A 13,634-nucleotide genomic window follows, 5' to 3' on the forward strand; every position below is an offset into this window, starting at 1 on the left:
AAAAATTAGAATTTGAAAACCGGGAGGCAGTCCGTAGGAAACCCTGTTTTTAGGAAATTCTGCTTAAAGCCCCAATTTTTTGAAGCTAACTGACAGTTCGACCTTTGTGCATACAATTGGACAAAACCGGAATAGGGCATTAGAATATTTATGAAAAGTTAGTGAGTGTGGTCAGGTTAATTTTTATAAAAATCAGCGAGTTTGATTAAGCCCTTTTCATCAAGAACAATAATTTTCTTCCCATCAAGTCTAATTAGATTATCTTTTTTAAATTCTGACAGCAAGCGAATTAGAGGCTCTGTAGAAGTCCCCACTAATCCGGCTATTTCCTCTCGGGAAAGTATTATATCTATTATTCGACCTCCTCCCTGTTCCACACCATAAGTATCACAAAGCTTGACTAAGGTGAATGCGAGTCTTTCTCTGATTGTTTTATGGGAAGCATCAGTAAGCTGCTCTTCCATCCCTCCCAAAGTTCGGCACAACGCACTCATAAGCTTTCTGTGGAAGTTGTTATCCTTGGCCATGATGTCCAAAAAAGTCTCTTTAGGAACAAAGCAAATAAGTGAATCCTCTATTATGGTGGCTGAATTGGAGTAATTTTCTTCACCAAGTAATGAGACAAATCCTAAAAAATCTCCCTTCTGGGCTAAGCTGATAATCTGCTCTTTTCCATTGGAAGCTATCTTATATACCTATACAATCCCTGAATTGATGCAAAAAAGTCCCAATGGTTTAGTGTTTTCGTAATAAAGGATTTGACCTTTCTTGTGGGAAATGATATTTTTATGACTAGACAACTTGCAGAGAAGCTCCTCTGAAAGCCCATCAAATAAGGAGAATTTTCTACTTTGACATAGCTCGCATGGAGTATTCTTATTGGTATTCATACGACTTTGTAAATCAAATTTAATTTAAAGGTTATTCCCCTAAACAAAAAAGGACTAATATCATAATTCAATAGCCATCTTTTCTAAAAATCTTTCTTCCCAAAAATCCAACCTGACAACCACACAGGAACCACCAGCCAAACAGAGAGGGAAAGAAAAATAATCAACATCCCCAAACCACTATTGAAAAACTGCTTAAAAAACGCACCGGTATAGCCCATCAAGGCTGAAATATCCAATTGCATCAACATCAAAATTCTGCCCAAATCAACAGGGTTCAGCATGACCAAACCCAGCGTTACCTTCTCTAGGGGATAATCTGCAAAGGAATATATCAGGTACAAGACAAACCCATCGTACACCAAGGAAAAGTAGATCCAAAGCCCCAGACTGATTCCGATAGCTTTCGCTTTGTCCCGTGTCATTACGCTGGCGAGAAAAGCAAATCCTGCGAAAACCGCACTCAACACCACTCCCACCCCGAGCAAGGTAATCAAACTACTGTCAGCTCCCCAAAGCAACATCGGCAGTCCAAATCCAATCAAAATCGATAAGCTCAGCATCAGAATTACCGCCAAAAGTTGGCTGAGAAATACATGTGAACGCTTCACGGGCTGGGCAAGCATCAACTCTATAAACTCCAAGTTGTTGTAAAAATGAGTTGTTGCAAAAACCGCAGAAATCAACGGAACGATCATGATCATAATATTCATCAGACTGAGCGAAACCTTGCTGAGATCATCCGAGACCTGGTAAATAGATACGGCTACCAAGATCATAAACAAGGTGTATATCATCGCAAAACGCGATTTCAGAATATCGTAAAGGGCGTATTTAAGTAGTTTCAACATGGCTCATTTCCGGTTTAGTTGTCTTTTTCTTTAATGTCCATTGCATCAGTTTGGCAATGGCCGGTGAGAATCTGTCTTCCCCGGTTAACTCTTTGAGGCTTTCAATGGTGTCATTGAAATAGACCTCTCCTTCGAAAATATAAACCGCCTGATTGGTGAGTTCCTCCAGATCGCTCATGATATGAGAGGTGATCAAAATCAGCTTTCCTGAGATTCGCTCTTTTTTTATTTTTGCTTTTAGAATCTCCACCGCAATCGGATCAAGTCCTGCTGTTGGTTCATCCAAAATCAGAATATCCGGAGTAAACAAAAAAGCCAAAGCCGCACTCACTTTTTGACGGGTACCGCCGGAAAGTGTGCCCATCGCTTTATCCTTCATTTGATCGAGCTTAAATGCCTCAACCAAATCCATATCGTAATTTTTGATCTCAGGACGCATATCTTTCATCATGGAAAAAAGCTGTCCTATCTTCATGTTTGATGGGTATCTACCAATTTGTGGCATGTATCCGATTTCTTGTCGATAGGAATGGCTTCTCTCTATGGAGTTACCTTTCACCAAGATTTCACCACTGTCCGGCATTACCATTCCCAGGATAGTTTTGATTATGGTAGTTTTTCCACTTCCGTTTGGTCCCATCAAAGCGTAGCTGTTTCCAAGCTGAAATTCCAGATTGAAATTTTTCAGCACTTGCAGTTTGCCAAACTTCTTGGATATATTTTTAACCGAAATCATAAGGTCTCATTTTTGGGGATTCATCAATCATTTCATCTGGTGTAAGTGTTGGGATGATTTTCTCCATCCTATCCAAAAGAGTCACCATGAAACTCCTCCAAAGGATGACTGCCGCCGGGATTTTTTCCACAATCACGCTGTAGAGATTAACAGGGCGATAGCCAATATCCCCGACCTTATCCCGATCCAAGTCATAGCCCTCATATTTATCCCAATAGTTTTCAGTCAACGTATTTAGAACCAGTGAGCCATTTGTACTGATATCGAAGGTGTTTTGGGTGAAATTATTTGCTTTAAATGTGTTTTGGTCGCAACTCGCCATGAGCTTGAGTGCCCAGCCATTTTCGCGGAATGTATTATTGGTAAACTCAATTCTGCTACTGCCTTCCATGTAGATTCCAATGGTGTTTTTCAGGAAAACATTTCCGATAATCTCACTGTCGCTGATGTCTTTCAGCAAGATTCCATACGCACTGGAACCCCAGTTTTCTTCGAATCTGTTTTCTTTCATCAGGACATTTTTAGTGTACATGACAGCGACTCCGGCGCCATTTTTACGAAAAGTATTTCGGATATAGCTGTTGTCGTGCGAAAACATAAAGTGCAATCCATAGCGCATATTATTCTCCACTACGTTTCCTTTCGCTTGTGTATGAGTCACAAACTCCAGATAAATGCCATCTCTATGGCCGGAAACCTCATTATTTCCGATAAAGGAATTTTTGCACTTCCAAAGGTGAATGCCATTTCCAACTTCAAATTCCCTAATAGCCGAAGCTGTGATTTTATTGTTGATAATGGTCATCTGGGAGGAATTGGAAAAATGAAGTCCGAAGTAGGTATTCTCCAAAATGTTGTCCCGGATGATACAATCCTTGGAATCGAAGAACTTGATCGCGGCTGAATCATCCATATTCGATCTACCCGTATTGATCAATTTCAAACCCTGAACAGTCAGGTTTGAAGTAGCGACGATCAGGATATTTCCTTTGAAATCTGCATCGATAACAGGGTAATTCTCTCCGATCAGTATCAATGGTTTTCGGATAATGATCCCGAATTGCTTGTAAGTTCCTTCGGAAATAATCAAAGTATCTCCTGCCGAGGCACCATCCACTGCTTCCTGAATCGATTGACCGGGAGCAATTCTGATGGCTGCCGACAGTACTTCAGGTGTCCCAATCAGGCAAAGAAAAAAGAAGATAAGGGCTAAAGTTTTCATGTGATAATATTTGATTTTAATCGGCCACCTGGAATCTGGCATTTCTGGTAATTATCCCAAGTGTATGACATTATGGTCATGCTCGATTTCATGATTTCATCTGCGAAACAGGTTATTTAAACTGTGTGGTAAGCTCTCCCCATGCGAGGTACACTCCTCCTGATTTATATTTGTATTCCTTTAAAAGATCATAATCCGGAAAGGCCACGATGTTACTTGCCATGGGAGTTTTGAATTCCTCGGACTTAAGATAAAAGGCGAAGTTTGCATCTAGGAGGACACCTGGATTCAGGTAATCGGTCACGAGAACGTGCTTGTATAGTTGGCCTTTTCCATCCTCTGAATCCATGTATTGCAGCATGCAGTTGACATCATCGAAGATGAAAACTTTGCCTTTCTCAGTGACCATTTCAGCCCCGAATTTAGGATCCATTAGTTTCATTTTGCAATGATGGCAAGCATCTTCACCGTATGCGATCGGTCTTGGATCCGCTGAACATGATGTCAAAAAGATCACTATTGAAAATATTGAAAGGTAGCGTTGCATAGTTTTCTGAATTTTAAAGGTTAAGCTATCTGAGTTTTTTTCCCCATTCGATCTCTCACAATTGCAATGATGAGTAAAACCACTCCGCCGATTAATATCCAACTTCCTGTATCCGGTCCGGAATAAGCCAGAAAATTCAACAACTCTTTGTATCCGATCAGGGGTGGCTGATAACTCATCCCTTCCACTTTTATGGCTGCTTTGGGATCAAGGTTGTGACCGTATTGATATCCCCAGCGGTACATATCTGCCAATACTGCCATCCCGAAGAGTGACATCAGACCAAAAAAAGCATAGAGACTCCATCTTTTTCCAATCAGAAAAGCAATAACTCCTAGGGCAATCAATGCCCCGATCACATAGATCAGGAAGGTAAATTCTGGAAACATTTCATTTCCGATATGTCTCATTCCGATGTAATGGTTTACCCCGTTGATCTGATCCACATTTCCGCTCAGGTGATCAATCCAAATCTTCATGTTGAGTCCCTCAGGGTATTGAGGAGCCCACAGGCTGATCTGCCAAAGCGGCATGAAATAAGCCGGAATGATAAGAAGGGCTGAAAGTAAAATCAGAGTTCTGTTGGATGTGCTGATCGATTGCATGATTGAAGGTGTAAATAACCGTCGACCCAGGTGGAGTCGACGGTAGGGTTTGGGTGATCACTCAACTTCTCCTGTGGAATATTTAACTTCGTTGCTCGATCCCTTGGGTGATACCCGCAGGTAGCCTTGCATTTCCTGGTGCAGTGCTGAACAGAAGTCTGTACAATAGAACGGGAAAATACCTGCTCTGTCCGGCACCCATTTCAGCGTAGAAGTCTCTCCTGGCATGATCAGCAATTCGGCGGTATTGGCGCCTTTGATTGCAAATCCATGGGGAACATCCCAGTCCTGCTCAAGGTTTGTCACGTGGAAATAAACCTCATCCCCAACTTGTACTCCTTCAATATTGTCAGGCCTGAAATTGGATCGGATCGAAGTCATATAGATGTGAACCTGATTGCCTTCACGCTCCACTCGCGCATCATTGATGCCTTTCAATGCATGTGGGTGCTTATTTTCCTCAATCTTGAAGAATTTAACCTGCTTGTCTTTAATCAGACTTGCAGGGAATGCTTCTGCATAGTGTGGTTCACCGATTGTCGGGAAGTCGAGCAAAAGCTGCATTTTATCACCGGAAATATCATAAAGCTGTGCAGAGTGCGCCAGTTCAGGTCCAGTCGGCAAGTAGCGGTCTTTGGTGATCTTGTTGTAAGCGACCATGTACTTTCCGTGAGGCTTGCCAGTTGGCCCGCCCGGGATGCTCAAGTGACCCACAGAATAATAAGTAGGAACCCTGTCCAAAACCTCAAGGGTTTCGATATTCCACTTTACGATTTCAGAAGACACAAACATGGAAGTGTACGCATTTCCTTTACCGTCAAATTCTGTGTGAAGTGGGCCAAGACCTGGCTTCTCTACTTCTCCATGGAGCACTGATTCATATTTCAGGACAGGCATTCCATCGAGTGTCCCTTCGAAGTCCTTGTTTTCGATTGCCGCAAGCATTTTGGTAAAAGAGAAAACCGGGATGATTGCCGCAAGCTTACCGCTACCGATAATGTATTCACCGGTTGGGTCTGTGTCAGTTCCGTGTGGTGACTTGGGACAAGGGATGAAATACACAATGTCCTTCAGGATTTTTGGATCCAACACAAGTACGTCTTCCATCATAGTGGAAGTAGCTGTATGAGTCTCCTCATTCCATGTGTTGTGTACATAGTTGGCTTTTTTCCTGGTTCCCTCACCTGCCTTTATGTACTCCTCAGCCTTCTTCCAATTCACTGCCATGATATAATCTTTGTCCTTTTGGGAAGCATTCACTTCCAAAAGTGTATGGGCCATCTCGGTATTGTAAGTGGAAAAGAAGAACCAGCCGTGAGATTTGTTTTTGCCGGCCCGGGCCAAGTCAAAATTAAATGGTGGCGCCTCAATTTGGAATGATAGGTTCATTTCACCGGATTCCTTATCCACTCCAATGAATGAAATATGGCCTTTGAAATTTTCTTTGTACGAATCAATCGAAACATCCGTATTATCTCCTGTGGGCACGGAGAATCGGGTTCCCGCCACCACATACTCGGTATTTTGGGTAATGAATGGTGAGGAGTGATTACCTGCTGAATTAGGAATCTCAATGATCTCAACCGTCTTGAAAGTGGTCAAATCGATCCGCGCAATTCTTGGAGTATTGTTGGCATTAGCAAAAACCCATCTTGCATCATGCTCCGCATTGGTGGTTGAAACAGCAATGTGATGCAGGTCATCCCAAGGAACGAAGCCAAGAGAGGTATTAAGCATGGGTTTGGTCTCTTCAGAATATCCCCATCCATTTTCCGGATGAACAGAAAAGACAGGAAGAACCTTCAATACTCTGCCTGAAGGCAACCCGACAACTGAAATCTGTCCATTAAAACCTCCAGATACGATGTTGTAGAATTCATCATGCTCTCCTGGAGCCACATACACTTTAGAAGCTGCATCGCCTGAGATTGCACTTTGCGCGCCCTTAGGTTTACAACTTGGTGCTAAAGCAACGGCAATCAAGCCTGCTGCAAGTAGCCATACATTTTTTTTCATTTGTTTACAATTTTAAAAACTGGGTTAAGTATGTGTTAGAACCTATATTCCCGCCTTTTCGAGATCATTTTTCCTCATAAATTCCAATATGCTACGGGCTTCATCAGCGGAAATATTTTGATTGGGCATACGGGTCAGGCATTCTTCCAAAAGCGCCTGAGCCTGTGGATCATTATCCAGCATTACATCCACATTGGTAATCATATTCATGATCCATTCCGGCTCTCTCCTGGAAGTGACTCCTTGAAAACCGGGACCTACCAGCCTTTTGTCATTTAACTGATGGCAAGCAGTACACTTCATGTCCACTATTGCTTTGCCCGAGGCAGCCAATGTCTCATCGATACCTTCGCCGATTTCGACCGATTTGAATTCTCCGATTCCCTTTGGATCGGCTTTTACTTCTTCTTTGGGAGAAGCGTCCGAGGCAGCAGAGCTTTCGCCTTCAGTACTTCCTCCACCACATGAAGTCAGGAGTATCCCCAGGATACCCATTGACAAAATCAGGGATTTTTTCATAATCTCAGGATTGATTTGTTTTTGTAATTTGATTGTAGGATTTGATATAGCTTGTTCGGGAAATTCAGTGAAACGTAAGCCCGCCATAATGAAGGCAAGACTGAGTGGAAAAAGGCAGGAAGCGATAAAAAGCCAAAAGTTGTATCCGGGTAAAAAGCCCATTTCCAACCAAACCAGGGTGCCTTGTAAAAAGAGTAAAACCTCAGTGAGCACAAAACCCGCGATCAGAAGAATCCACCCCGTTTTGCTGATTGGGAGTTCATTGATCCAGCCTCGGGCTATTGCCACAGCTGAAACCCCCATGGTCATTACGCCCAGTAAAACCAGATGAAGAAACCCGATAACATAGATTCGGATAGAATAGGAAATCACTGCTATAGAAGGAAATACCAGTAGTCCCTGGAGAATCGCTTTTGCCATCAGGCTTAATAGGGCCAAAATCAAAAGCACTCTGGCAATCCCCTTGAGTTTATCAGTTTTAACCAAATTGAATACTGACTTCAAAATCCAGAAATAGGCAATCAACTGGATAATCACCGCCATACCATTGATTTGAAAGAAGATCGGTTTCGGTGCAGCCCAGGTTACAGCAAGCATAAAAGTCATAACCACAGAGATCGACAGTATCCATTCCTGATAGGTAGGCCAAGGGATTTGGAATCCTAGTTCTTCGAAATAAAGCAGGATCAAGCCGAGTGCTCCCAACACAAACCAGCCATTCAGCTGGAAGTGAATAAACCACTGAACCGTCATAAAGTAAAGTTCATGCATCCTGCCCAGTGTCGCGGATATGGGCCCAACTGCCCAAAGCCCCAACGTGGAAATCACCATAAACCATATCGCAAGACGAATCATACGAGTGGCTGGGGTATTTTCACCTGACCGGATTACTTTAAGAAGCTTGTAAGCAAATCCATAGGAAATCAACATATGAAGTGTAGAAAAGCTGATGCTGATCGGTCCGTATCCCTGAAATGGGAAGGAAAACAGCATGCCCAAAAGCGCGATCACAGTCCCGAGGAAAAGCCACTTGTAATCCTTGATTTGGTCTTGTTCTTTCACAAGGCCAAAAACCATCCCTGCAACGAGCATTAAGTGTCCCCAACCCAGCATGGCAAGGTGTGAGTGCGTATGGAGGATATTTCGGTACTCAAAATAAGGAATCTCAACTACGTGGTATGACCTCATCACCAATCCCAGACAAACAGCCAGAAAGAAAAATCCAAACGCCCATCTCATCCAATTCTGACGGAATTGAACCCTGGAAGAAAAAGAGAAGATGGACGATATTGGATTTTGGGTGATCATGGATCAGGAATTCAGACTGTTAAACACTTCTCTGGCCTCCGGAAAAAGGATGTTGTTTTCCAGATGGATATGCGTATGCAGGTCTTTTTCAAACTCCTGAAGCATAGCAAAAGCGACCTTGTACGTCTGACAAGCATCTGCAGGAGGCGTATAGGCGTTGCTCAATTCGGAGATCTTTCTGAAGCGGTCACCCTCTGTTTCATGCTCTTCTTCCATCATGGCGATTGGGTTTTCAATACTTCCAAAGTGTGCCGGGGAAAGTGGGAAATTGTTCTTCTTTGCAGACTCCATGGCTTTGATGTAAGGAAAAAGTACAAATTCTTCCTTTTTCATATGGGAAGTCAATGCACCGGCTGTATTTAAAAACTCATCCCTGATCTCCAAAAGCTCTGGATGGTTATCGCCATGGACTTTCGCGATTTTTTCCACATAGAATTTCAGCGAGGGAATGGTGGTTTCCACATAGTTATGGTGGACATTGACAATGTGATCGACCAGATCAGTCATCCCAAAATCCTGATAATGCTTTTCATCCTGCTGCTTCACTGCTTGTTCTAGGTCGGCTGAGATTTTATCTAAATCCACCCCTTTCTTTTCACAGGCATCACTTAGCTTGATTCCTCCCTTGCAGCAGAAATCAATTCCATAATCGGTGAAGATTTTTGCAGTGCGGAAATTTTCCGCCACGATGCTTCCTACTTTTTTTTCTGCGATCTTGCTCATCATATTTAAGATAGTTTTATCCTTTATAAATTGAAAATTTTTAAATTTTTAAGAAATTAGTCCCCTTCTGTATTCCTTTCGCCATATCCTCAAGGGATGTAGTCATCATCATTCCGGCAAGATGTTCACGGATAGCTTTGAATTTATTGTGAACGGCGCAAGGGTGGTCTTCTGAGCATTTTTCAAGACCTAAAGCACAACCCGTGAAGATTTGATCCCCGTCAATTACTTGTACGATCCGATACAATTGCGTTTTCCTTCCCTCCTCATGTATCTCAAACCCACCGTTGGGGCCTTTTATAGAGGTGAGGAGATCTTCCCGAACTAATACCTGTAAGATCTTTGCAGTAAATGCTTCCGGGGAATTGATTGACTTTGAAATTTCCTTCAATCCTACTCTATCGCTTCCTTCCGGCAAGGTCGAGATGTAGATCATCGCATTAATCGCATATTTACAGGCTTTGGAAAACATCTCTTTTGTTTAGAAGATGCTCAAATGTAAATAAAAATATTAAAGGATAAAAATATCTTTTATTATTTTTTTTTAATCTTATTGATTAAAAAAATAGCCTCCAGTTTTCTAAGAAAATGGAGGCTTATCATAAGTCTATATTAGTCCCTTATTATTGTGGAAGCTGATTTCTTATGTGGCTTAAATCTGGATCAAATCATTTTCACAGGTTTTCCTTTTCAGGTCAATTACATTTTCAGATTTTCGAAAGAATAATATATAACGGGAGCTTGATAAACTGTCAGAATCCGGGATGACAATAAGCCTACGATAATTACCAGGTCTAATTCATTTTTCCACCCACTTGCAGTTCTGCCAGCCATCTCAATCGGCATCATTCCGATCACAATAGAAAAAGTCGCCGTCAAAATCAGCCTAACCCTGTACTAACTGGCTCTTGGATCCCTCATATTTCAATCCTTCTGTCAGAACTTGGTCAGGGCAAAAATTGCATGACTAACCTTACCAGGGTCTTCCCATGGTTCATCGGAAAATACAGCCACAACAACGTGCTGGCTGGCAGTAAAAAAGGAAAACTTATTGGAGCAAATCGCCCCTTCGCTCCCTAAAAATGGTTTAACTCGGATAGCTGGGTATCCATTTTAGATCTTAAGAAACTCAACCTGGTGAGAATTTGCATTAGATTTTGGTCGTCAAACTGCCAATTCCAGATTGAGCCATGGTTTTCCTGTCCGAACCCATCATTCTTTTTACCGTTATGAGATAGACATTTTTAAGGCTGCCACCACTTACTTATAAGTGAAACACATAAAAATCATAAATCCAGACCTTCAATTTTTTCTTTGATTTTGAATTGAAAAATAATTTGTTTTTATTTCAGACTTAATACTCTGAATTAGATTTGAAAGCCCTCTCCCAAGTCGGAAAATACGGTATACGTGCCTTGCTTTACCTGGTAGCTTATCCACCGAAAAATCAGTATTTAAGCATCAGGGATATTTCTGAAGAGCTGGGATTGTCCTTTCATTTTGTGACAAAAATTTTCCGCGAACTCACTGAGAGGGGAATTCTCATTTCCTATCGAGGTCCTGCAGGAGGAATCGCCTTAGCTAAACCTGCTGAGGAAATCATGCTGATCGACGTGATCAAAGCCTTGGAAGGGGATGATTACTTTGACAAATGCTTGATCGGATTGCCGCATTGCGGCTCAGCCAAACCCTGCCCTGTCCATGAATTCTGGAAAGAGGTAAAAACCCAACTTCAGCACAACTTTGCCGAAACCAGCTTGGCCACTTTGGGCGAGAAAATCCGAACCCAGGAAGTCCGGCTGGATGAATGATATTTTTTTACCCTTAATTAAGAATAAATAGTCTTAAATATGAAATAACCATTTATCCATCCATGAAGACAGAACCCAGCTTCCTAACCTATTTGATGAAGCCCAAAAACTGGTGGCTTCCCTTTCTCCTGATCTTCACCGTGAGTATCAGCGGCCTGATTTTCATAGGCCTTCAGACCTACAACGAGGCCCCTCCGATCCCCGATTACGTCGATTCAGAGGGCAATGTGATGATTTCAAAGGCTGATATTTTGGCCGGTCAGGAGGTTTTTCACCGCTATGCACTGATGGAATACGGAAGCATGTTTGGCGACGGGGCACTGCGCGGACCAGACTTTACCGCCCAAACCCTGCACGAAATGGCCGAGTCCATGAAAGAATTTTATAAGGTGCAATCCCCCACCGAACCAAATCCACTTGCCATAGCTGGTATTGAGGAACTGGTCAAACAGGAAATCAAGGAAAACCGCTATTTGAAGGAAACCAACCAAAATATTTTGAGCGATGCTCAAACATTTGCAGTCAGTGAGATCAATACCTTTTATCAGTGCGTTTTTCGAGATCCTGAATTTCATGAAGCCTTCAAACCTTCCGGATATCTGACAGACCCGAAAGAAATCGAGCAACTGAGTAAATTTTTCTATTGGGGGGCTTGGGTATGCAGCGTATCCCGACCGGGAGAATCGTACAGCTACACCCACAACTGGCCCTTTGACCCTGAAGCTGGTAATACCCCTACCGCTTCCACGATGCTGTGGAGTATCTTGGGATTGTTTGGACTGGTGCTGGGACTGGGAGCAGTGATGTACTATTATGGTCAATTTGAGCAGCTGACTGAGCAATACTATGCCAAAGGAGCCTCAGAAATGGTGACGGAGGAAAAAGTAAGAACCTTCCGACCCACTCCCACTCAACGGACGACCTTTAAGTTTTTCTATGTCGCCATTCTGTTGTTTTTGGTACAGGTACTGGCCGGTGTTCTCACAGTTCATGATTTTGTGGGATTCACAACTTTCTTTGGTTTTGATCTTCAAGCTTTGTTGCCGGTGACTATTTCCCGCAGCTGGCATGTGCAGATTTCCTTGTATTGGATTTCAGCTTGTTGGGTGGGCATTTCCTTTTTTATCCTTCCCCTCTTGGCCAAAGGCGAGCCCAAAGGTCAAGTTCAACTCATCAATTTGCTTTTCGCCATCTTCTTTGTTTTGGTTGCCGGTTCGTTAGTAGGCATTTACATGGGCCCTATGGGCATGCTGGGCAACCTCTCCAGATGGCTGGGTCATCAAGGTTGGGAATTTGTGGAGTTGGGAAGACTGTATCAATACATGCTTCTCGCGGTCTTTGCCCTATGGGCAGTGATTGTCTATCGGGGTCTTAAAGGCGTGATGACCAAAGCCAAACCTTGGGAACTCCCCAACTGGCTGGTCTATGCGGTGGTTTGTATTTTGATTTTGCTGGTATCCGGCTTCGTTGCCAGTCCGGAGACCAACTTTGTGGTAGCGGACTTTTGGAGATGGATGGTAGTGCACATGTGGGTGGAAGCCTTCTTTGAGGTATTCACCACGATCATTGTGGGCTACATAATGGTAATGATGGGCTTGGTCAATCGGCAGGCAGTGACTAAAGTGGTCTACCTCGCAACCTTGTTGTTTTTGGGTTCAGGCTTATTGGGCATTTCCCATAATTTCTACTGGAACGCCAAGCCAGTAGGCACTTTAGCCTTGGGCTCGGTCTTTTCCACGCTTCAGGTCGTACCCTTGATTTTACTGACTTTGGAAGCTTGGCGAATGCAGCGCATGCCCAAAATTTTGGCCAAAAAAACAACTGAAAATGGCAGGTCTTCTCTCTTTGCCATGCCCGGAGTGTTTTTGTATCTGCTTGGGGTCAATTTTTGGAATTTCTTCGGCGCCGGTGTTTTTGGGTTGATCATCAATCTTCCCATTGCCAACTATTACGAACATGGCACTTATCTGACTGTGAACCATGGACACGCCGCCCTGATGGGAGTTTATGGCAATCTTTCCATTGCGGGAATCCTCTTCGCACTGCGATTTCTCGTCAATCCAGAAACTTGGAACCCACGATTGGTCAAGCTTTCATTTTGGTCCATCAATTCCGGTCTGGCGCTGATGGTGATTTTGGACCTATTCCCTGCCGGAATTCACCAGCTTTTTACCGTCATGGATCAGGGCTACTGGTTTGCCCGGTCTCAGGAATTTATTCAAAGCGCTCCCTTTCAGACCATGACTTGGCTGAGAATAGTCGGGGGATCGGTGTTTCTGCTCGGCGGGGTTTTACCCTTGACCTGGATGGTACTCAAAAGCGCCCGTCATCTTAAATCGAAGCAAGATCTTACCATAAATCCAATATCACCAAAACACCAAGAAGTCGAAGTTTATTAAATCAATC

12 protein-coding genes and 1 pseudogene are annotated in these 13,634 nt (G+C 43.1%); 2 read left to right on the top strand and 11 right to left on the bottom strand.

Translation table 11 applies throughout. The annotated features are described in order from the left end of the window. Positions 1-176: 176 nt before the first annotated feature. From ACPUEN_RS08465 to ACPUEN_RS08515, 11 genes and pseudogenes are all read right to left on the bottom strand, one after another. Positions 177-890 (bottom strand): annotated as a pseudogene (locus ACPUEN_RS08465) (Crp/Fnr family transcriptional regulator). 83 nt (positions 891-973) lie between these two features. Beyond that, positions 974-1,741 carry an ABC transporter permease subunit gene (locus ACPUEN_RS08470; RefSeq protein ID WP_425639679.1) on the bottom strand — a complete coding sequence of 256 codons (768 nt, stop codon included), beginning with the start codon at positions 1,739-1,741 and terminating at the stop codon, positions 974-976. Beyond that, entirely contained in the window at positions 1,725-2,477 is a 753-nt protein-coding gene (locus ACPUEN_RS08475) for an ABC transporter ATP-binding protein (protein WP_425639680.1), read from the bottom strand. Before ACPUEN_RS08475 ends, ACPUEN_RS08470 begins: the two co-directional genes overlap by 17 nt. Next, positions 2,464-3,699: a nitrous oxide reductase family maturation protein NosD gene (locus tag ACPUEN_RS08480; RefSeq protein WP_425639681.1), complete on the bottom strand. Its 1,236-nt coding sequence runs from the start codon at positions 3,697-3,699 to the stop codon at positions 2,464-2,466. The genes ACPUEN_RS08475 and ACPUEN_RS08480 overlap by 14 nt, the downstream gene beginning before the upstream one ends. Positions 3,700-3,811: 112 nt before the next feature. Beyond that, the gene (locus tag ACPUEN_RS08485) at positions 3,812-4,246 is read right to left on the bottom strand and encodes a nitrous oxide reductase accessory protein NosL (protein WP_425639683.1); all 435 of its coding nucleotides are present in this window, start codon (positions 4,244-4,246) and stop codon (positions 3,812-3,814) included. Positions 4,247-4,266: 20 nt separating this feature from the next. Then, positions 4,267-4,851 carry a hypothetical protein gene (locus ACPUEN_RS08490; protein ID WP_425639685.1) on the bottom strand — a complete coding sequence of 195 codons (585 nt, stop codon included), beginning with the start codon at positions 4,849-4,851 and terminating at the stop codon, positions 4,267-4,269. 57 nt (positions 4,852-4,908) lie between these two features. After that, positions 4,909-6,867 (bottom strand): Sec-dependent nitrous-oxide reductase, encoded by a 1,959-nt coding sequence (gene nosZ, locus ACPUEN_RS08495; protein WP_425639687.1) that lies wholly within the window; start codon positions 6,865-6,867, stop codon positions 4,909-4,911. A 42-nt stretch (positions 6,868-6,909) separates the two neighbouring features. Continuing rightward, complete coding sequence (locus ACPUEN_RS08500; RefSeq protein ID WP_425639689.1) at positions 6,910-8,694, bottom strand: c-type cytochrome; 1,785 nt, start codon at positions 8,692-8,694, stop codon at positions 6,910-6,912. 3 nt (positions 8,695-8,697) lie between these two features. After that, positions 8,698-9,420 carry an iron-sulfur cluster repair di-iron protein gene (gene ric, locus ACPUEN_RS08505; protein WP_425639690.1) on the bottom strand — a complete coding sequence of 241 codons (723 nt, stop codon included), beginning with the start codon at positions 9,418-9,420 and terminating at the stop codon, positions 8,698-8,700. A gap of 37 nt (positions 9,421-9,457) precedes the next feature. Next, positions 9,458-9,889: an RrF2 family transcriptional regulator gene (locus tag ACPUEN_RS08510; protein WP_425639692.1), complete on the bottom strand. Its 432-nt coding sequence runs from the start codon at positions 9,887-9,889 to the stop codon at positions 9,458-9,460. Between the two features lie 227 nt (positions 9,890-10,116). Next, the gene (locus tag ACPUEN_RS08515; RefSeq protein ID WP_425640171.1) at positions 10,117-10,302 is read right to left on the bottom strand and encodes an efflux RND transporter permease subunit; all 186 of its coding nucleotides are present in this window, start codon (positions 10,300-10,302) and stop codon (positions 10,117-10,119) included. 488 nt (positions 10,303-10,790) lie between these two features. Here ACPUEN_RS08515 and ACPUEN_RS08520 point away from each other — a divergent pair, with 488 nt between their 5' ends. Both ACPUEN_RS08520 and ACPUEN_RS08525 read left to right on the top strand, forming a co-directional pair. Beyond that, positions 10,791-11,228 (top strand): RrF2 family transcriptional regulator, encoded by a 438-nt coding sequence (locus tag ACPUEN_RS08520; protein WP_425639694.1) that lies wholly within the window; start codon positions 10,791-10,793, stop codon positions 11,226-11,228. A gap of 62 nt (positions 11,229-11,290) precedes the next feature. Continuing rightward, positions 11,291-13,627 carry a nitric-oxide reductase large subunit gene (locus tag ACPUEN_RS08525; protein WP_425639696.1) on the top strand — a complete coding sequence of 779 codons (2,337 nt, stop codon included), beginning with the start codon at positions 11,291-11,293 and terminating at the stop codon, positions 13,625-13,627. Positions 13,628-13,634 lie beyond the last annotated feature (7 nt).

This window comes from Algoriphagus yeomjeoni, from assembly GCF_049821175.1.
Taxonomy (GTDB): Bacteria; Bacteroidota; Bacteroidia; order Cytophagales; family Cyclobacteriaceae; genus Algoriphagus; species Algoriphagus yeomjeoni_A.